This is a genomic window from Paludisphaera soli (genome assembly GCF_011064595.1).
GTDB classification, from domain to species: Bacteria; Planctomycetota; Planctomycetia; order Isosphaerales; family Isosphaeraceae; genus Paludisphaera; species Paludisphaera soli.
Genome location: NZ_JAALJI010000023.1, coordinates 39,492 through 58,617 on the forward strand (window position 1 = coordinate 39,492; position 19,126 = coordinate 58,617).

The following is a 19,126-nucleotide window of genomic DNA, read 5'->3' on the forward strand; positions in this document are numbered from 1 at the left end:
CGACACCGATCGTAGGGGAGACCGCGCGGGTCGGTCAAGGCGCGACGGCCCCCGACGCGGGCCTCGCCTCTTTACAAACGTCGGACGGCGCGCCCAGAATCCGGCGTCGCCCGTCTCCCGGCGGCTCCGCCGGGTCGTGCGACGAGGCGTCCGGTCCCTTCTCTCTCTCGGGAGTCACTTCCAATGGTCGCAATGCGGAATGGTCGGTCCAGTGTGGCGTGCGGGTTCGTGGTGACGGCGGTCCTGGCCCTCGGGTCGGCCGCGACGGCGTTCGACGACGGCGACGAGAAAGCCAAGCCCGCCTGCTGCGAGAACTGCGCGGCGCGGCTGGGGGCGATGTCGGGGATCTGGTCGGGCGAGTACCGCTACTCGGAGGGCTCGGGCCAGCGCCCCGTGGTCTTCACGGCCTACCTGTTCCAGGAGGGGGACCGGATCAAGGCGATGATCCGCGAGCCCAACACGTTCGGCGACGCCGACTCCCCCTGGCTCCACGCCACCGCCGAGGGCCGGCTCGACCCCGCCACGCAGGGGCTCACCCTCATCAAAACCTATGACGGCACCGCCGGCCAGAGCCACGACGTCGTCTACAAGGGGACGGTCTCGTCCGACTCGTCCCAGGTGCTCGAAGGGACGTGGGACATCTCGGGCGTTCAGGGGACCTTCACCATGAAGCGGAAGGCCCCCGTGGATTGATCGCGGCCGGGCCGGATTGGGAGTTTCCCAGCTCCCCGATCCTCGATCGCGGGCCAGGATCAATGGGGGGATTCTGCGCGCCCTTCGATTCTCGGAGCGTGGTCCCCGATGGCCAACACCAGACTCGCGATCGCGGACGATGGGCCGAAGCGGAGCCTCCTCGCCCGACGCCACCAAACGGCGAAGGAAGTCCTTTGGGTGCCACGGGTTCCCCGAACCCGTGAACCGGCCGGGGATCTCGCCGAAGGCCCAGGAACGGCCCGACGCCGATCCACGGGTTCGGGGAACCCGTGGCACCCGAATTCGACCCTCTCCAAACACTCCCGGGCCGGTGATGTCGAGTGCGGAACGTCGAAGAACGCGCCGAACGAAGCCAATCCTTATGACGGTCGCAAGTTGCTTTCGGGTAATCGTTTGTGTGGATAAACCGGCCCGATGTCCGCGCGCGAACGAACCCAATCGAAGCCGATCCTCGGGGGGCCGGGCGGCGCGGCCCGGATCGGAGGGACCGCCCCGTCGGGCGCGCCGGCGCGGGTTGCGTCCGGCGGGGCGCTCTGCTCCAATGGCTGCGCCGCCGATCGGCCCCGGCCCGGACGCCGGGGCGCCCCGCGACCCGAGCCCCCGGGAGGAGCCCCGCCCGTGACGCCTCCGATCTCCCGCCGCGCGACGCTCGCGGCCTCCTTCCTGCTGCTGTTCGCCTCGGCCCTCGGGACCGCCCGCCCCGCGTCCGCCCAGGAGGCGCCGGCCCCGATCCCGGCCGCGGCCGACCCGCCTGTGATTCTGCTGACCGGCTTCGAGCCTTTCGGCAAGGGGAAGCCGCCGAACTCCTCTTGGGAGGGGATCAAGGGGCTCGACGGCCGCGAGTGGCGGGGCTACAAGCTGGTCGCCCGGCAGCTCCCGGTGGTCTGGGACGAGCCGCTCAAGCGGCTGGAGGCCCTGGTCGCCGAGCACGACCCGGTCGCCGTCTTCGCGTTCGGCCAGGGGCGGCCGGGCTACTTCACGATCGAGGGGCTCGCGCGTCGGGACCGCTGGGCCTTCCCGGACAACGACGGCAAGAAGCCCGGCAGGCCGGCCATCGCGGCCGACGGCCCGATCGCGTTCGTGGCCACGGCGGACGTCGAGCGGCTCGTCGGGGCCCTCGTCGAGCGGGGCCGGACCGTCAAGGTCTCCGACGAGGCCGGCCGGTACCTCTGCGAGGAGATGCTCTACAGCCTCGAATACCTGAAGAAGGCGGGGAAGATCCGCGGGCCCGTGCTGTTCAGCCACGTCCCGCCGCTCGGCGTGAAGGTCCCGTATCGGGACGTGGACGCCCCCTACGTGGAGAGCTACGTCATGGACTTGCTGGACGCTTGGCGCGAACTCGATCAGGCCGCGCCTCGCCCCAAGACCGACCCCGTCGTGCGGCCGGCCTCGTTCCGGTCCCAGGTGCCCGCGGCCCCCGCCGCGTCCTCGGCGACGGCCCGCGAGAAGGAGGTCCGGGCGTTCGTCGAGCACTACTTCAAGGTGTGGTCCGATCAGGACATGGACGGCTACGACGACTGCTTCATGACCGACGCCTCCATCCAGCACATCAACGAGCAGGGCCAGCTCTTCACCCTCGCCCGCCCCCGGTTCGTCGCCAGCCAGCGCGACGTCCACCGCCGCTCGCCCGTCCGGATGGTCGAGGTCCCGGAGTCCATCGAGATCCGGTTCGAGCAGCAGCTCGCCCGCGCGGTGGTCTCCTGGAAGCTCACCGCCGGCTCCCGCGTCGACAAGGGCTACGATCACTTCACCCTGAAGGAGGATCGAGGCCGCTGGCGGATCGTCAACCTGCTGTTCTACTCGACCGAGGACGAGTAGGGGTCGGAGGCATTCGACCCCGCAGCTTATTCCGGGCCGGGCCCGGACCACGGGAATCCGGCCGACGATCATAAGCTTTTCGGCCCGCTCCGGCCTCACTCGGCGAGTCGACCTTTGAGCGACGCGACGGCGTGCGCCACCTCGCGTTCGGCGAGGCGGAAACGGACGTCGGGCGACTCGGCCAGGCGGGGCTTCGCGTACTTGCCCAGCGAGCGGAAGCCGGCGTCGACCTGGCCGCCGTCGGACGTGGTCCGGTGGCAGAGGGTGCACTGGGCGGCGTAGGTCGTCCGCTTGGCCGTGCCGTACTCCAGGAAGATCGACTGGGCCGTGTCCGGGACGAACCGGAAGGCACCCCGGTCGGGGTCGACCAGCGTGCCGTTGCGGGTCCGCAGGTACATCCAGGTGTTCAGGCCGTCGCGCGAGGTGGTGTCGCCCGCCGGGTCGAGCACGCGGGGCCCCGCCAGGGCGCGGACCCGGACCTCGTCGACCATCGGGGTGGCGACCGGCTCCAGATCGGGCGTCAGGCCGATCAGCGAGAGGACGATGGCCGCCTCGGTCCCCTCGGGCACGCGGGCCGGCCCCGCGCCCGCCGCCCCGGTCCCCTTCGCCGACTCGATCAGGGCGGTCGACGCCGCTCGGCTGCCGGCGTTCACGAAGACCCGGGCCGCGCGGTAGCTGCTCGCGCCGTGGAAGAGCTTGGTCGACGCCCGATCCAGCTCCACCCAGGGCGAGCCCGGGTCGTCCGCCAGCAGCCCGGCCGGGAAATACGGGGCGCGGCGATCCTGGGGACGGCCGCTCGCGAACCGCGCGTGCAGCTCGTCCGTCCCGCTCGGCAGGCCGCGAAGGACCTCGGCCGGCTGGCCGCACGCGCGGACCCCCTTCGCCAGCGCTTGCAGGAGCGCGGGGTCGCCGCCCTCGGCCTCGAACCGTCGCAGGGCGTTCCAGAGGTCCCATTGGAGGAGGAGCCGGGCGGTCGGCGACCGGAGTTCCGGGATCGCGTCGACCTTCTCCGGGGTCGCGATCATCGCGAGCAGCTCGATCGCGCGGGCCGCGTCCGAAGGGTCGAGGGACTGCACGGGCGAGGTGCGGACGTCGCCGCCGACGACCACGCGGTCGGCCTCGACGCCGGGCCGCTTGCGGAAGTACCAGCCCGGCTTGTAGAACGCCGCGTCGTCTTCGCCCCCGGCCTGGCGCTCGGTCGGCAGGGCCGCGCCGACTTCCTCCGGGACGCGCTCGACCTGGAAGAGCAGCGTGAACAGGGCGTTCAGCGGCGAGTCCGGGTCGGCGGCGTAGGCCCGGACCGGCGTCCCGTCGGCCGGCAGGCCCTCGGCGACGTGCCCCGCCGGGTGGAAGCCGTCCGACGCCCCCGCCGGGCGCGCGATCAACAGGGCGGCGAGCAGCAAGGTCGAGCGTCGAGGCATCGGCGGAGTCCTGGGTCGGGATGCGTGGGCTTGGCCCCCGAGCGGGGCGGGTTCGCCTTCGAACCCTTCGCGGCAGGGCTCCATTGTCCCGCCCCCTCCGCCCTCAGGGAACCCCGATCTCGGCCCGCGACTCGGCGGGGGCCAGCGTGCGAAACCGCTTGAGCCAGGCGGCGGTGATCGCGTGGGGGATGTCGCCGACCTTCTCGCACTCGGCGGCCGTCTTGCCCCAGTAGAAGGTGATCCAGCCGTCGACGTGCTGTTTCGACCGCTCGATGAACGTCTCGGTCTCCTCCAGGCTGGCGCCGAGGGGGAAGATCTCCTCGATGACCAGCGGCTTGCCGACCTCGTAGACCTTGAGCGCCTCCAGGGTCTCGTCGAGCTTGCCGGCCTTGGGGTAGAAGTGGACGGCGACGAAGTCGAGCGGCCTGCCGACCTCGGGGTCGTGGAACAGGGGCTTCGCCCCCTTGAACACCTGGGCCCACGGGATCACGCCGACGGTGATCAGGGTGCGGTCGTCGACCTCCTTGATCGCCGTGGTCAGCCGGCGGATCCAGGCGGCGGCGACCTCGCGGTCCTTGCGGCCCTTCATGTCGGTCGTGATGCGCTGGACGAAGTACTTGCCCCCCAGGGGCTCGCCGACGAGCCAGCTCTCGGGATCCTTGCCGCCGGTGAGGACGGGCTCGTTCATCAGGTCGTAGCAGAAGACGGCGGGGCTCCCCTTGCAGGCGCCGGCGACCGCCTTCCAGAAGGTCACCTGGGCGTCCCAGCGGGCGGATTCGTCGAGCGCGTCGTACCAGGCGGGGACGTCCTGCTTGTGGTAACATCCCAGGCCGGTGAGGTCGAGGTACAGCCCGGTCGCCTCGGCGAGCTTCACCAGCTCGGCCAGGCGTTTGAGGTTGACCTCGTCGGCCTCGACGGCGGACTTCAGGAACTTGCCCGTCTGGAGGTGGACCCGGACGACGTTCGCGCCCAGGTCCTTGATCTCGCGGAAGTCCTCGACGACCGCGTCCCACTCGTCGGCCCAGTAGTCCTCCAGCAGCCGGCCGGCGTCGTCGTGGTCGTAGTTGACCCCCCAGAGGAGGAAACGCCGGTCCGACCCGTCGAGGACGAAGTGCGTCCTGTCCGCGCTCACGACGACCCGGGCGAGGGCCGGGGGCTTCGGCCCTTCGCCGAGCGTCCGGGGGAGGGGGGCGGCGAGGGCGAGAACGAGCAGGGCCGAGGCGCAGGCCGGTCTTGGAATCGACATGAGTTGCCGGACCTCCACGATCGGAAGAGGGGGCGGGTGGTATCGCGGCGCACGGCCTAGGATTCTAATCGAGCCCGCGCCGCCGTGCATCTCGCCGGCGAGGGGGGTGGCCGCGAAAGGGAGAAGGGGCGATGTCGTCGATCGTGCTGCCGCCGAGGCGAAATTCCTGGCTCACGACTTCCGACCTGTTGATCTTCGCGGCCGGGACGGCGGCGGCGTTGGGGCTCCTGCGCGCGACGCCGGGGGGGCTTCGGGGCTGGGTCGGACCCAGCCTGGCGGCGCTCGTCCTGCCGTTGCCGTTCTTCGCCCTCCTCGGGGGCCGCGAGCTGCTGCGCCTCCGACGTTTCGTCCGCGACCGCCGGGCGCGGGCCGAGGCGGCCCTGGGCGACGGCGAGTTCCCGTCGACGCTCTTCCGGGGCGGCTACACGGGCCGGGCGTACGACGGCGTCGTCCGGGTCCTCGCGAGCGCGCTGGGGGTCGCCTGGCTCGTGATCGCGGCCCTGGCCGTCTCGGCCCCGAGGCAGTCCGTGCCGATCCTGCTCGGCCTGCTGGTCTTCTGCACCTGCGTTCTGGTAGTGATCGTCCTGCTGAGCCTGCTGGATCGCGCCTTCGGCCGGATCCTGGCGATCGGGGGAGGGCTGGCGGCGGTGTACGCGGTCTCCTGGCACCTGCTCCCCTGGGCGCTGGCCTGGTCGTAGCGGGGCGGGGCGGTCAGGCCCTCGGCCTTCGGGCGAGGATGTAGCCGCAGCGGCGGTCGTCCTGGCGGTGGAAGCCGACGGCCTCGTAGCCCAGGCCGAAGGCGGTCTTCATCGCCTGGCGGACGGCCTTGCGCCAGGCCTCGGCGGTCTCGGGGTGGTCGCGGCGCATCGGGGCCACGTCGTACGGGATCGGCAGCCGGAGGCGGTCGGCGGCCGGGGTCGAGACGACCCGGGGGAAGCCGTCGCGGACCTCGATCAGGCTGGGGGCGTGGTCGGCCTCGGCGGGTTGCTCGGGCTGCGGCGTGGGCTCGTCGATGACTTCCCACTCGGCGATCACGCGGTCGGTCGGCACGCCGGCGTTGAGGGCGTCGGTGCGGGGGCCGTACATGTCGTCCACGTAGCGACGGACCTTCGCGCCCAGCTTCACCAGGTTGAAACGGGCGTTGCCGGACTGCAGCGGGTCGAACGCCCAGGCGATGATCGGCAGGCCCTCGGCGCGGGCGAAGTCGCGCTGGAGGAGCTTCATCTCGCGGCCCAGCCCCAGCGACTGGCGGCCGGGGACGACCCCCGTGAGTTGCGAGTACAGGCAGGGCCGGCCGTCGATGCGGCCCATGAAGCCGAACGACATGGCGACGGCCGAGCCGTCCTCCAGGAACGCCCCCAGCACCAGGCCGCCGTGCAGGTTGGCGCCGACCATCGTGGCGACGGGGATGACGTAGCCGTCCTCGGAGATCCCCCACGCCCTGCGCTGGGCGTGCTGGCAGGCGCGGTAGTCCTCGGGGCTCTCGGCGCGTCGCAGGACGACGCCGCCTTCCAGCACGCGGCGGAAATTGGGCATGGGATTCCTTCGCGGATTCTCGGGGTCAGATTTCCAGGAGGAGGGCCGCCAGCAGCGCGGCTCGCTCGGGGATCGATTCGATCGCGACGTGCTCGTCGTCGGCGTGGGCGCCGCCGCCGTGCGCCCCCAGGCCGTCGAGGGTCGGCGTGCCGACGGCCGCGGTGAAGTTGCCGTCGCTGCCGCCGCCGGTCGAGCCCTCGGTCAGCGCCAGGCCGAGTCCTTCGCCGAGCTTCCGCGCCTTCGCGAACAGGTGGGCGACGCCCGGGCTCCGCTCCATCGGCGGGCGGTTGAAGCCTCCTTCGACGGTCACGCGGGTGCCGGGGGTGACCGCCGTCAGGCCGAGCATGGCCCTCTCGACCGCCTCGGCCCCGGCGATCGTCACGGCGCGGGCGTCGATCTCGGCCGTCGCCCTCGCGGGGACGACGTTCGGGGTCGTCCCCCCCGCGACCAGCCCGACGTTCAGCGTCGTCCCGGCGGCCGGGTCGTTCAGGGCGACGATCTTGAGGACCTGATGCGCCAGCTCGACGATTGCGTTCGCCCCCAGCTCGGGCGCGACCCCGGCGTGCGCCGCCTTGCCGTCCACCGTCAGCGTGAATCGGCCGACCCCCTTCCGCGCGGTCTTGAGCGAGCGGTCGGCCAGGGGGGGCTCCAGGATCAGGGCGTGGGCGCTCTCGCGGGCCAGGGCCTCGATCAAACGCCGCGAGGTCTTGCTCCCCACCTCCTCGTCCGACGTGAACAGCAGGGTGATCGGCCGGGCCGGGGCGAGGCCGTGCGCGGCGAACGCTTCGAGCACGGCGGCGACCAGGATCAGGCTGGTCTTCATGTCGTAAACGCCCGGGCCATACAGCCGATCCCCCTCGCGGCGGAAGGGGAGGCGGCCGATCGTGCCGACCGGCCAGACGGTGTCGAAGTGGCCGACGACCAGCGCCGCGCGGCCGGGCGCCTCGGCGAAGAACCGGCCGACGAGGTGGTCGCCCCCGGAGTCGTTGGCGACGCGCTCGACGGCCCCGCCGAGGCCCGCCCAGCGTTCGGCGATCGTCCCGGCCAGCAGGTCGAGCCGCCCCTTGTCGCCGCTGGGGGATTCGTGCTCGACCAGCCCCTTCAGCTCGGCGAGGTAGCCTTCGAGGCGGTCTTCGACGAACGTGCGGACGGCTTGCGGAGTCATGGCGGGCTCGGGCTCGGGATCGGATGGAGGCTCAGGCGCCCGCGCGGAGGGTCGCGGCGCGGAGGGTGTTCTTGCGGATCCGGTCGGGGACGGGCTCGACCCCCAGGCCGGGGCCATTGAAGACGGCGATCGACCCGTTCGTCGCCAGGATCGCCGGCTCGACCACGTCCTCGCGGTAATACTTGTCCGACCCGGAGACGTCGCCCGGGAGCGAGAACCCGGGCAGGCTGGCGACGGCCACGTTGGCCGCCCGGCCGATGCCGAACTCGTGCATCCCGCCGCACCAGACCGGGACGTCGCGCTCGCGGCAGACGTCGTGGATCCGGCGGGCCTCCAGCGGGCCGCCCACCCGACTGACCTTGATGTTGATCACCCGGCAGGCCCCCAGCTCGATCGCCTTGCGGGCGTCCTCGGCCGAGTGGATGCTCTCGTCCAGGCAGACCGGCGTCTTCAGCGCGGCCTGGAGCTTCACGTGGTCGATGATGTCGTCGTGCGCCAGCGGCTGCTCGATCAGCAGCAGGTCGAACTCGTCGAGCCGCTTCAGCAGGTCCAGGTCGTCGAGCGTGTAGGCCGAGTTGGCGTCGACCTGCAAGGCGACGTCGGGATGACGCTCGCGGACCTGGCGGACCACGTCGACGTCCCAGCCGGGCGCGATCTTCAGCTTGATCCGGCGGTAGCCCTCGGCCAGGTACTGGTCGATGTTCTCGAAGACCGCGCCGATATTCGACTCGATCCCCAGGCTGACGCCCGAGAGGACCTCGCCGCGCGTGCCCCCCAGGAGCCGGTGCAGCGGCATCCCTTGCGACCGGGCGAGCGCGTCCCAGCAGGCCATCTCCAGCCCGGCGCGGGCGAAGCCGTTCCCCTTCACCTTCTTGTAGAGGGCGGTCAGCTCCTCGATCGTCGCCCAGGGCTTCCCCAGCGTCATCGGGGCGAGGAAGTCGTGGAGGATGTGCCAGCAGGTCTCGGTCGTCTCCGGGCAGTAGAACGGGTCGGAGGGGCTGGCGCATTCCCCCCAGCCTTCCACGCCGTCGGCCACGATCCGCACCAGGATGTGGTCCAGGTGCGCCTTCCGGCTCGAACTCGTCTGGAAGGGACGGATCAAGGGCAGCCGCACGATCGCGAGGTCGATCTGTTCGATACGCATCGTCCCAGCTTCGTTTTCCGGCCGGGGGATGTCAAGGATCGCCGGCCTCCGCGAGTCGGCGCCGCGGCCGGGGCTTTAATAAAGACGTTTGGATCGGGCGATGATTTGAGGATGAAGTCGTTCGGATTGGTGAAAATCGACAACCGCCCGATCGGGCTCGTTGCTGGGGCGGGGGCGAGCCGATAGGATCATTCGCGCCCGGTCCTTCGGGGCCGGCGTCCCCGTCGCGCGCCGGATCCCTTCGCCTTGGAATCGAATCGAGGGTCGCCCATGAGCGCCGTCCCCGTCAGTCCCCCGTCGACCCCGACCGCGGCGCCGCGGATCGTGTCGATGGACCAGTTCCGCGGCTACACGGTGGCCGGGATGTTCGTGGTGAACTTCGTGGGGGGTCTGAAGGCGCTCCCGGAAGTGCTCAAGCATCACGACCATTACTTCAGCTACGCCGACACGATCATGCCCGCGTTCCTGTTCGCGGCGGGCTTCTCGTACAGGCTGTCGGTGTTGCGCCGGCTGGAGAAGAAGGGGGCGGCCGCGACCTACGGCGGGTTCTTCGTCCGGAGCCTGGCGCTGGTCCTGATCTCGATCGTGATGTACGGCCGGGAGGACTTCGGGGTCGGCAAGTGGGAGGACCTGGCCGACGCCCCGGGGCGGTTCATCCTGGGGGTCTTGAAGGCCGACCTGTGGGAGGTGTTGGCGATCATCGGGGTGACCCAGATCGTGATCATGCCGGTGATCGCGGCGGGATTCCGGGTGCGGGCGGCGGCGACGGCGGCGCTGATGGCGCTGGCGCTGGGGATGGCGTACTCGTTCAACGTCTTCTACATCTACGGCCTGCCGAACTGGATGGACGACCTCTGGGGGACGACGGGCAAGGGGGCCTGGGACGGCGGCTTCTTCGGACCGCTGAGCTGGGCCGTGCCGATGCTCTTCGGCACCCTGGTCTACGACGTGATGACGGCGCACGCCCCGGCGGTCGCGGCGCGGCGGCTGCTGGCGGCTGGGGTCGCGATGATGGCCGTCGGCTACGGGCTCAACTGCCTGGCGACGCTCTACGACACGCGGCAGGGGAGCGTCGAGGTCGCGGGCAAGAACGTCGCGGCGTCGCCGGTGGTCCCCCCCTGGGGGAACGCCTCGGGCCGAGGCCTGACCAGCCTGCTGGCGACCCCGCCGTTCATCCAGCCGCCGCCGAAGGACGTGCTGCCGGTGAACTACTGGCAGATCAACAAGAAGCTGGTGAGCCTGCCGTTCATGTTCTTCTCGTCGGGCTTCGCGATCGCGCTTTACGCGCTGTTCATCCCCGCCTGCGACGTGGCCGGGGTGCACGTGGGCCTCTTCCGCACCCTGGGGCAGAACCCGCTGGCGGCGTACATCATCCACCACTACGTCGAGGAGTCCGTCCTGGGGGTGACACCCAAGGATTCGCCCCTCTGGTACTGCCTGATCGCGCTGGCGGTGTTCTTCGGGATCTCCTGGATGTTCGTCAGGTCCCTGGAAAGCCGCAAGATCTACCTGAGGCTTTAGGCCGTCGCGTCGTCATTTGTTGATTTTCGGCACGTTCGGCGAGCCTATGATGACGAGCCCCTGAAAAATCGATGAATCATCGGGAATCCGTTTTCGTTTTCCGCGGTCGCGCGGTACCATTCTCGATGTCCCAATTCAAGGCCTCGCTGCATGCCGGCAAGCTCCGTCCATTCATGACGGATGCTCCGGCGACCCCGAAGATATTCGTTGCGACTCCGAGGAAATACGTAGAGCGGGCGTGATCGCCGACGCCTGCGGCGCCTGAGCCGCGGCGAAGCGATCTCGCCCGCGACCCGCTCGCCCCGACTTCAAGGAAGTCTCGCGGCCCGCCCGACGGACTTCCCGGCGTCGTCTCACCGTGAGTCGATTTTCAGTTGACACGAAGGAACGATCGATCAAGGATGAGCGCGTGTCGATGGGCGGCGTTCACGCACCGTCTGGCACTTTCCCGTCCCGCCTCACTCGTCGCTTGCTTCCGTGACGGTCCCCTGGCCCACGCTGAAGGTGGGCCCCGCAACGTTGCGTCTTCGTCGGTTGCGTCGCAGCTTCCCGAACGTCGAGTGGAGACTCCCACCCATGCCTCTTGCAGCGTCGATCTCGCGTACGCGGTTCCGGTGCCTCGCGCCCTTGGTCCTCGCGTCCGGCCTCGCCTTCACCGGCTGCGGGGAGGGCGAGGGCCAGGTCGCCTACAGCCAGGACTTCCCCAAGCCCGAGGGCGCGACCGTCAAGGCCGACCCCAACGCCGAGCTCGGTCGCGGCGAGCTGCGCCGCCAGGAGATCGAGGAGTCGAAGCAGGAAGCGGCCGCCAAGGGCAAGGGCAAGAAGCGGCGCTCCTGACGTCCCTCGTCTCTTCACGGGCCGCGTCGGCGGGGCATCTCGCCCCAACCCGGCGACCGGGCCCGTTCCCCTTTCTCGGTCCTCATTTCGTCCCTCGAGTGGAGTGCCATCCATGACATTGTCGCGTCGGAATCCTCGATTCGGTTTCACCCTGATCGAGCTGCTGGTGGTCATCGCCATCATCGCCGTGCTCATCGCGTTGCTCCTGCCGGCCGTCCAGTCGGCCCGCGAGGCCGCCCGCCGTATCCAGTGCACGAACAACCTCAAGCAACTCGGGTTGGCGATGCACAACTATCAGGACGTCAACGGGTCGTTCCCGATGGGCGACCAGTTCGGCTACTGGACGGGAGGCTGGGTGCGGCAGAACGCCGGCCCCTTCCTGGCGATGGCGGCGTTCATCGAGCAGTCGAACGTCTACAACGCGTACAACAACCAGGTCTTCCTGTACGTGGCCACCAACGCCACGGTCAACGGGATCGGCCTCAGCGCGCTGTGGTGCCCCAGCGACGGCGACATCGTCGGCAAGCGCTACGCCGGCCAGCCGACCGACGGCTGGGACGACGCCCCGATCCCGATGACCTTCACCAGCTATGGCGCCAACGCGGGCGTGCTCTACTACTACGCCGGCCGCGACAACGTCCCGCAGGCCCTGGTCAGCCAGAACAGCGGCATCTTCGAGCACGCCGGGCGCCCGGCGACGGCGAACCCCCCCCGCGCCGAGCCCAACGGCAAGTGCATCAAGCTCGGCGACATCACCGACGGCACGAGCAACACCGTCATGATGGGCGAGAAGTCGTATACCAAGGCCGCCCAAGGGACCAACGTCAACTGGTGGGATCCCAACTGGTGGACCACCGGCATGGTTGGCGACGGCGCCTACTCCGCCATCTTCCCGCCCAACTTCTTCAAGTCGCGGGCCGCGGCGCTGCTGGTGCCGAACAAGTTCCCGACCGGCAACAACTACACCTGCACGGCGACCAGCCTCCACCCCGGCGGCGTGAACGTCGGCATGTGCGACGGCTCGGTCCGGTTCCTCAAGGACTCGATCAACTCCTGGAACCCGCTCCTGGTCAACTTCACCGACCGCACCCAGCCCTACACCGGCACCGGCGGCGGCGCCCTGCCCCCCTACGGCATCTACCAGGCCCTGCACACGCGGGCCGGCGGCGAGATCATCAGCGCCGACCAGTATTGATCGATCGATCGACCGCGGCGGCCGGGGCCGGAACGCCCCGGCCGGCCTCGTCGCAGTTCCCAATCCAAGGGTCGGCCCGCGAGCCCGTCTCGCCGGCCGGCCCTTTCACGTCCCCACCGCCGAGGGATCGCCGATGCAGCGGAAAGGCTCCGTCTCCCGGTGGGGCGTCGCCCTGTTGATCGTCGCGGCCGGGCTCGCCGCCATCGGTTGGCGGGCGTTCTCGGAGCGTCGCTTCCAGGCCGACCTGGAGGCGGCCAAGCAGGATCTGCTCGCCGGCCGGACCGCCCAGGCCCTGCGACGGCTGGAGCCCCTCGCCACCGGGAGGCCGGGGACGGGCGAGGTCCACTACCTGATCGGCCTCGGCGAGATGGCCCTCGGCCGCAACGACCGGGCCCGGGCGTCCTGGTCGCGGATCGCGCCCGGCGAGGCGCCCCACGCCGGGATGGCGGCGACGAAATGGGCCGAGCTGGACCGCGAGCGGGGCCGCCTGGCCGACGCCGAGGACCGCCTCCGCGCCGCCCTGGCCGCATCGCCCAGCCCCCGCGTGCGCTGGGCCCTTGTGCAGCTCCTGTCGCTGGAGGGGCGCGGGGCCGAGGCGCGTCGGCTGTTCGCCGACGGGCTCGACGAGCAGCCCGACCCGGTCGAGGCCCTGAAGAGCCTGTACCGGCTGGAGATCGAGCCGTTCCCCGCCGAGGCCGCGCGGGACTACTTCGCGACGGCGGCGGGCCTCGCGCCCGACGACGACCGGGTCCGGCTCGGCCTGGCCCACCTGGCGATCCGCGCGCAGGAGTTCCCCAAGGCCCTGGAGCTGCTGGAAATCTGCCTCCTGCGCCGGCCCGACGATCGCCCGACCTGGGAGATGGTCCTGGAGTGCGGGCTCCAGGCCGAGCGTCCCGACCTGGTGGCGCGGGCGATGGCCCACCTGCCGGCCGGCCCGCAGGATGAGCCGCGCATCGCCGAGCTTCGCGTCTGGGCGGCGCGACTTGGCCGCGACGCGGAGGCGGAGCGACGCGCCCTGGAGGCCCGGCCGGCCAGCCCGCGCACCCTGGAACGGCTGGCCGAGCTGGCGATCGAGGCCGGCCGGGGCGACGAGGCGGCCGGATACCGCGAGCGACGGGCCGAATACGACCGGAAGCTCCTCGCCTACCTCCGCCGGCTCGGGACGGCCGACGCCGCCGACCGCCCCGCCGAGCTGGCGACCCTGGCGGCCGACGCGGGCCGGGTCGCGGACGCCGAATTCTGGACGGCGCGGGCCTCCGGCCGGAAGCTCGCCCCGCGATCCGCCCCCGGGCGGACGCTGGCCGAAGCGATGCCCGAGGTGGTCGCGGCCCTGACGGCGGCGAAGCCCGGTCCCGCCCTCGCCGACGAGACGCCTCGGGCCCGCCCTCGCTTCCGCGACGACGCCGAGTCGGCCGGGCTGCGGTTCGTCCACGAGAGCGGCGCGGGCGCGGGCCGGCTCATCCCGCCGGTCACCTTCTCGGGCGGCGTGGCCCTGCTGGACTACGATCGCGACGGCCGCCTCGACGTGTTCCTCGTGCAGTCGGGACGCTTCCCCCAGGGGCCGGACTCCGCCGACCCGGGCGACCGCCTGTTCCGCAACCGGGGCGACGGGACGTTCGAGGACGCGACCCGGGCCGCGGGCCTCGGCGGCGCGCACGGCTACGGCCACGGCGTCGCCGTGGGGGACGTGGACGGCGACGGCTTCCCCGACCTGCTGGTCACCCGCTGGCGGAGCTACGCCCTGTACCGGAACCGGGGCGACGGAACGTTCGAGGACGCCACCGCGTCCTGGGGCCTGGCGGGCGACCGCGACTGGCCGACGTCGGCCGCGTTCGCCGACCTCGACGGCGACGGCGACCTGGATCTTTACGTCTGCCACTACCTCGCCTGGGACGATCGCGACGACCGCACCTGCGTCGACCCCGACGACCCCTCGCGCTACAACTGCAACCCGCGCGACTTCCCGGCGCTCCCCGACCACCTCTTCCGCAACGACGGCGGGCGGTTCGTCGACGTGACCGAGGAATCCGGCGTCCTCGAACGCGAAGGCCGAGGGCTGGGCGTGCTGGCGGCGGACCTCGACGGCGACGGCCGGGTCGACCTGTTCGTCGCCAACGACATGTCGGCCAACTACCTCTTCCTGAACAAGGGGGGGATGCGGTTCGAGGAGCGGGCGCTGGAGGCCGGCGTGGCGGCGAATTCGAGCGGCGGCTACCAGGCCGGGATGGGGGTGGCCTGCGGCGACCTCGACGGCGACGGCCGGCCCGACCTGACGGTGACCAATTTCTACAGCGAGTCGACCTCGTTCTTCCAGAACCTGGGCGACGGCCTGTTCGCCGACCGGACCGCCGCGATCGGCCTCAAGGCCGCCAGCCGGAACCTGCTCGGGTTCGGGATGGACTTCCTCGACGCCGACGACGACGGCCGGCTCGACCTGATGACGGCCAACGGCCACATCCACGACGGCCGCCCCGTCTATCCCTGGAAGATGCCCCTTCAGCTTCTGCAGGGGACGCCCGGCGGCCGCCTCGTCGACGTCTCGGCCGACGCGGGGCCGGCGTTCGCCGTCCCCCGGATCGCGCGGGGACTGGCGGTCGGCGACCTCGACGGCGACGGCCGCGTCGACGTGGTGGTGCAGTCGCAGGACGAGCCCGCCGCCTATCTTCGCAACGTCTCCGAGGGGGGCCGTTCGATCGCGTTCGAGCTGGAGGGGACGGAGTCCAACCGCGACGGCGTCGGCGCGACGGTGACGGTGGTCGACCCGGAAGGGCGGCGTCGGGTCGTGCAGCGGATCGGCGGGGGGAGCTACCAGTCGGCGTCTTCGCCGATCCTCCACGTCGGGCTGGGCGAGGCGGCGAAGGCCGAGCGAGTCGAGGTCCGCTGGCCCTCGGGCCGCGTCGATCGCCACGAGGGCCTCGCCGCCGGCGCGACCTACCGGCTGCGCGAGGGTTCGCCGGAGGCGGCTCCGCGACCGGCCGCGTTGACCGCGCGTCCGGGGGGGCCGTAAGATGCGCGAGGGGCGAGCACGGCGGCCTGGGATCGTTCGTTCGGGAGGGGTGGTGAGCATGGCCGCCAAGCGGAAACCGGCCCGTCGCAGGGTCTGGCGGGTCGCCCTCGTCCTGGTCGTCCTCGCCGCGGTCGCCGTGGGGGCGGCCTTCTGGCTGGCGGCCTCCGCCCGCGACTCGCGCCCCGCCGACTCGATGGCCGCCATTCGCGCCGCCGCTTCCCAGGGACGCTGGGCCGAGGTGGACGGCCGCCTCGCCCGCTGGATCGAGGCCCATCCGGGCGACGGCGAAGCCCGCCTGATGCGCGGGATGCTGCTGGCCGGGATCGGCAAGTCGGCGGACGCGGCCGAGCTGCTCCGGGGCGTGCCCGATTCGGCGCCGGAGCGCGTCCGGGCGATGACGACCGTCGGCGAGATCGCGCTCCGGCTCCACGACGCCCCCGAGGCCGAGCGCGCCTTCCGCCAGGCCGCGGCCGATCCGAAGGAGGCCGAGCCGCGCCGCCGGCTGATCTATCTCCTGAGCCTCCAGCAACGCCACGGCGAGGCCCGCGACGTGCTCTGGGAGCTGTTCCGCGCCACCCGCGACCCGCGCGTGCTCTCCAGCTTGGTGCAGAACCTCTCGGCCTACGAGAACGACGCGCGCGGGTTCACCGCCGAGGTCGACGAGTTCCTCGCCCGCACGCCGACCGACCCGTTCCTGCGCCGGATCAAGGGCCTGGCGCTGGCGATGCAGGGCCGGCCCGCCGAGGCGCTCCCCCACCTGGAGGCGGCGGCCGAGGCCCTCGCCGACGACCCGGTCGGGCGATTCGCGCTCGCGGAGTGCCTGCTCACGCTCGGCCGGTTCCGGGGGGACGAATCGATTCTCGGCCCGCGCCCGGAGGCCCCCGCCGACGCGGCGCGCTGGTCCGTCCTGCGCGGCCGGCTGCAGGAGGCCCTCGACCGCCCGGACGACGCGCTCGCCAGCTTCCGCGAGGCCGCGACCGCGAACCCGCGCGACCCCGAGGCGCACTACCGGCTCGGCCAGGCGCTCAACCGCCTGGGCCGCGCCGACGAGGCCCGTCGGAGCCTCGACCGGGCCGCCGCGATCAAGGCGGAGCAGGTCGAGTTCCGCCGCGCGTTCGACGCCGCCCTCCGCAAAGGATTCGACGTCGACCCGCCTTACGAAACTCTCGGCGCACTCTGCCGCGGGGCCGGCCTGACGGCCGAGGCGCGGGCCTGGTACGAACTCGCCGCCGGCGTCGACCCGTCGAGCGCCTCGGCGCGATCGGCCCTGGGCGAGCTGCCCGAGGCGCCGACGCCCCCCCCGGTGGCCCTCTCGCGCCCCGTCCGGGCGAAGGCGGCGTCGGACGTCGGTCGGCTCGCCGCTTCGGCGGCCCAGACGGCCTCGCCGGTCGTGCGGCTCCAGCTCGAGGACGTCACCGCGTCCGCCGGGATCTCGTACCAGTATGACTGCGCGGCGAAGGGGGACCTCTACCTCGGCGACACGATGGGGGGGGGCGTGGGGTTGATCGACTACGACGACGACGGCCGGCTCGACATCTATTTCGTCAACGGCTGCCGCCTGCCGTACGACCCGGCCGACCCCCCGGGCCCCAACAAGCTGTACCGCAACCGGGGCGACGGGACGTTCGAGGACGTCACCGAGAAGGCCGGCGCGCCGGGCCAGGGCTACGGGATGGGCTGCGTCGTCGGCGATTACGACGGCGACGGCCGCGACGACCTGTTCGTCACCGGGCTGGGCCGGACGGTCCTGTATCGGAACAAGGGGGACGGGACGTTCGAGGACGTCACCGAGAAGGCCGGCGTCGGCTCGGACCGCTGGACGACGGCGGCGGGCTTCGGCGATTTCGACGGCGACGGCGACCTCGACCTGTTCGTCGTCACCTACGTCTCGGCCGACCCGGTGAACGTCCCGGAGTGTCGCGACGGCACCGGCCGGGCGCTCCACTGCTCCCCCGCGCTCTTCGAGGCGCAGCCCGACCTGCTGTTCCGCAACGACGGCGACGGCACGTTCACCGACGTCAGCCGGGAGTCGGGGGTGGACGCCGCGCCCGGCGGTCGCGGGCTGGGCATGGCGGTCGCGGACCTCGACGGCGACGGCCGGCTCGACGTGTTCGTCGCCAACGACCTCTCGCCCGACTTCCTGTTCCTCAACCGGGGCGGTCTGAGGTTCGAGGAGTCGGCCCTGGAGGCGGGCGTCGCCCTGAACGGGGCGGGGCGGGCGACCGCGAGCATGGGCGTGGTGGCCGACGACCTCGACGGCGACGGCCTGACCGACCTGTTCGTCGCCAACTTCCTGAACGAGCCCGACAGCCTGTTCCGCAACCTCGGGAAGGGCCTGTTCGTCGACGCGACGCTGGGGGCGAACCTGCACGCTTCGGGGCCGATCGCCACGGGCTTCGGCGTCGCGGCGCCCGACTTCGACGACGACGGCCGGCCCGACCTCTTCATGGCCAACGGCCACGTCGACGACCAGCCCTGGATCAACACCCCGATGGCCCAGCTCCCTCAGGCCTTCCACGGCGGGGAAGGGGGGCGGTTCGAGCCGATCGACCCGTCGACCGTCCCCTATCTGTCGCGGCGCGTGGTGGCCCGGGGCCTGGCCGCGGGCGACCTGGACGGCGACGGCCGCGTCGACCTGGTCGTCGTCCATCGGGACGCGCCGGCGGTGGTTCTGAAGAACACCACGCCCGGCGGCCGTTCGGTGGGGCTCCGCCTCCGCGGCCGTTCGGGCTCGACTCCCGTCGGCGCCCGCGTCGCCTGCCGCGTCGGCGGGAAAGAGCAGGTCCGGATCCTCTCCAGCGGCACGGGCTACCTCTCCGCGCACGACCCGCGCCTTTGGTTCGGCCTGGGCGGGGCGGAGCGGGCGGAGTCGATCCGCGTCCGCTGGCCCTCGGGCCTCGAACAGGAGTTCGCCGACCTCCCCGCCGGCGGGGTCTTCGAGCTGCGCGAGGGGGAGCCCGAGGCGAGGCGTCGGGATTGAGCGGCGATCACCGCCGGCTCGACGCGATCTTCTTGGGGGCGGCCTTCGAGCCGGTCAGTTCGTAGGTGAAGCGGTTCTCACCCCCCTGCACCACGTCGGCTTTCAGCTCGGACCTGAGGTTGTAGCGCGGCGGGACGATCTCGACCCGCTCCTCGTTCGGGTTCTCGGGATCGTCGGGGTTCTTGACGGCCTTCCCGGTGGCCTTTTTCGACCAGACGTCGACGCGGTGGGGGCCGAGGCCGGGCCCTTCATCGCGGGGGAGATTGAAGGCCCCGTCGACGATCAGGCCGCTGACGACCAGCTCGCCGCCGGCCTCGGGGGTGAAGGTGATGAGCCCCTTCTCCAGGGGCTGGCCGTCGAGGGTGACGACGCCCGCGACGGGCTCGCGCGGCGGGCCCTCCTGGGCGCCGCATCCGGCGGCGACCAGGGCGAGCAGGACCGTCGAGGCGCGGAGCGAGGACGACGCGCGAAGGGTGTTCAGGCGAAGCACGGTTATCTGGCTCCAGGATGATCGAGGGTCGAATGGGTGGGGGCGTCGGGGC

At 71.8% G+C, this 19,126-nt stretch carries 14 protein-coding genes; 8 read left to right on the forward strand and 6 right to left on the reverse strand.

Annotated features, from left to right (window positions below; all coding sequences use genetic code 11):
• Positions 1 to 183: 183 nt before the first annotated feature.
• Together G6O68_RS23600 and G6O68_RS23605 are read left to right on the forward strand one after the other, a co-directional pair.
• Positions 184 to 693, forward strand: a complete 510-nt coding sequence (locus tag G6O68_RS23600; RefSeq protein ID WP_165251117.1) for a hypothetical protein — start codon at positions 184 to 186, stop codon at positions 691 to 693.
• Between the two features lie 639 nt (positions 694 to 1,332).
• Positions 1,333 to 2,532, forward strand: coding sequence for a pyroglutamyl-peptidase I family protein (locus G6O68_RS23605; RefSeq protein WP_165251118.1), 1,200 nt, complete (start codon positions 1,333 to 1,335; stop codon positions 2,530 to 2,532).
• 95 nt (positions 2,533 to 2,627) lie between these two features.
• Here G6O68_RS23605 and G6O68_RS23610 read toward each other — a convergent pair whose 3' ends face one another.
• Positions 2,628 to 3,953: a hypothetical protein gene (locus G6O68_RS23610; protein ID WP_165251119.1), complete on the reverse strand. Its 1,326-nt coding sequence runs from the start codon at positions 3,951 to 3,953 to the stop codon at positions 2,628 to 2,630.
• A 103-nt stretch (positions 3,954 to 4,056) separates the two neighbouring features.
• Positions 4,057 to 5,199 (reverse strand): cellulase family glycosylhydrolase, encoded by a 1,143-nt coding sequence (locus tag G6O68_RS23615; RefSeq protein ID WP_165251120.1) that lies wholly within the window; start codon positions 5,197 to 5,199, stop codon positions 4,057 to 4,059.
• A gap of 131 nt (positions 5,200 to 5,330) precedes the next feature.
• Between G6O68_RS23615 and G6O68_RS23620 the strand changes: the two genes are divergently transcribed.
• Complete coding sequence (locus G6O68_RS23620) at positions 5,331 to 5,897, forward strand: hypothetical protein (protein ID WP_165251121.1); 567 nt, start codon at positions 5,331 to 5,333, stop codon at positions 5,895 to 5,897.
• Positions 5,898 to 5,910: 13 nt separating this feature from the next.
• On the opposite strand, the gene G6O68_RS23625 is transcribed toward G6O68_RS23620, so the two are convergent.
• From G6O68_RS23625 to menC, 3 genes are read right to left on the reverse strand one after another with little or no spacing between them, the layout of a single operon-like run.
• Entirely contained in the window at positions 5,911 to 6,735 is an 825-nt protein-coding gene (locus G6O68_RS23625) for a hypothetical protein (RefSeq protein ID WP_240911479.1), read from the reverse strand.
• A gap of 25 nt (positions 6,736 to 6,760) precedes the next feature.
• Entirely contained in the window at positions 6,761 to 7,900 is a 1,140-nt protein-coding gene (locus G6O68_RS23630) for a M20 family metallopeptidase (protein WP_165251122.1), read from the reverse strand.
• A gap of 31 nt (positions 7,901 to 7,931) precedes the next feature.
• Positions 7,932 to 9,044: an o-succinylbenzoate synthase gene (menC, locus tag G6O68_RS23635; protein ID WP_165251123.1), complete on the reverse strand. Its 1,113-nt coding sequence runs from the start codon at positions 9,042 to 9,044 to the stop codon at positions 7,932 to 7,934.
• 330 nt (positions 9,045 to 9,374) lie between these two features.
• Here menC and G6O68_RS23640 point away from each other — a divergent pair, with 330 nt between their 5' ends.
• The 5 genes from G6O68_RS23640 to G6O68_RS23660 all read left to right on the forward strand — a co-directional run bounded on the left by G6O68_RS23640 (position 9,375) and on the right by G6O68_RS23660 (position 18,584).
• Positions 9,375 to 10,565 (forward strand): heparan-alpha-glucosaminide N-acetyltransferase domain-containing protein, encoded by a 1,191-nt coding sequence (locus G6O68_RS23640; RefSeq protein ID WP_240911480.1) that lies wholly within the window; start codon positions 9,375 to 9,377, stop codon positions 10,563 to 10,565.
• Between the two features lie 576 nt (positions 10,566 to 11,141).
• On the forward strand, positions 11,142 to 11,402 hold the full coding sequence (locus G6O68_RS23645) for a hypothetical protein (protein WP_165251125.1): 261 nt from the start codon (positions 11,142 to 11,144) through the stop codon (positions 11,400 to 11,402).
• A 112-nt stretch (positions 11,403 to 11,514) separates the two neighbouring features.
• Positions 11,515 to 12,597 carry a DUF1559 domain-containing protein gene (locus G6O68_RS23650; protein WP_165251126.1) on the forward strand — a complete coding sequence of 361 codons (1,083 nt, stop codon included), beginning with the start codon at positions 11,515 to 11,517 and terminating at the stop codon, positions 12,595 to 12,597.
• Positions 12,598 to 12,730: 133 nt separating this feature from the next.
• A complete protein-coding gene (locus tag G6O68_RS23655; protein WP_165251127.1) occupies positions 12,731 to 15,604 on the forward strand; it encodes an FG-GAP-like repeat-containing protein in 2,874 nt (957 codons plus the stop codon).
• A gap of 58 nt (positions 15,605 to 15,662) precedes the next feature.
• Positions 15,663 to 18,584, forward strand: a complete 2,922-nt coding sequence (locus G6O68_RS23660; RefSeq protein WP_165251128.1) for an FG-GAP-like repeat-containing protein — start codon at positions 15,663 to 15,665, stop codon at positions 18,582 to 18,584.
• Between the two features lie 7 nt (positions 18,585 to 18,591).
• On the opposite strand, the gene G6O68_RS23665 is transcribed toward G6O68_RS23660, so the two are convergent.
• Positions 18,592 to 19,074, reverse strand: coding sequence for a hypothetical protein (locus G6O68_RS23665; protein WP_240911481.1), 483 nt, complete (start codon positions 19,072 to 19,074; stop codon positions 18,592 to 18,594).
• Positions 19,075 to 19,126: the final 52 nt, after the last annotated feature.

Coding starts and splice junctions, on each gene's coding strand:
- G6O68_RS23645 (WP_165251125.1), top strand. CDS start 11,142: ATGCCTCTTGCAGCGTCGATCTCGCGTACGCGGTTCCGGTGCCTCGCG.
- G6O68_RS23600 (WP_165251117.1), top strand. CDS start 184: ATGGTCGCAATGCGGAATGGTCGGTCCAGTGTGGCGTGCGGGTTCGTG.
- G6O68_RS23615 (WP_165251120.1), bottom strand. CDS start 5,199: ATGTCGATTCCAAGACCGGCCTGCGCCTCGGCCCTGCTCGTTCTCGCC.
- G6O68_RS23625 (WP_240911479.1), bottom strand. CDS start 6,735: ATGCCCAATTTCCGCCGCGTGCTGGAAGGCGGCGTCGTCCTGCGACGC.
- G6O68_RS23630 (WP_165251122.1), bottom strand. CDS start 7,900: ATGACTCCGCAAGCCGTCCGCACGTTCGTCGAAGACCGCCTCGAAGGC.
- G6O68_RS23650 (WP_165251126.1), top strand. CDS start 11,515: ATGACATTGTCGCGTCGGAATCCTCGATTCGGTTTCACCCTGATCGAG.
- menC (WP_165251123.1), bottom strand. CDS start 9,044: ATGCGTATCGAACAGATCGACCTCGCGATCGTGCGGCTGCCCTTGATC.
- G6O68_RS23640 (WP_240911480.1), top strand. CDS start 9,375: ATGGACCAGTTCCGCGGCTACACGGTGGCCGGGATGTTCGTGGTGAAC.
- G6O68_RS23610 (WP_165251119.1), bottom strand. CDS start 3,953: ATGCCTCGACGCTCGACCTTGCTGCTCGCCGCCCTGTTGATCGCGCGC.
- G6O68_RS23660 (WP_165251128.1), top strand. CDS start 15,663: ATGGCCGCCAAGCGGAAACCGGCCCGTCGCAGGGTCTGGCGGGTCGCC.
- G6O68_RS23620 (WP_165251121.1), top strand. CDS start 5,331: ATGTCGTCGATCGTGCTGCCGCCGAGGCGAAATTCCTGGCTCACGACT.
- G6O68_RS23655 (WP_165251127.1), top strand. CDS start 12,731: ATGCAGCGGAAAGGCTCCGTCTCCCGGTGGGGCGTCGCCCTGTTGATC.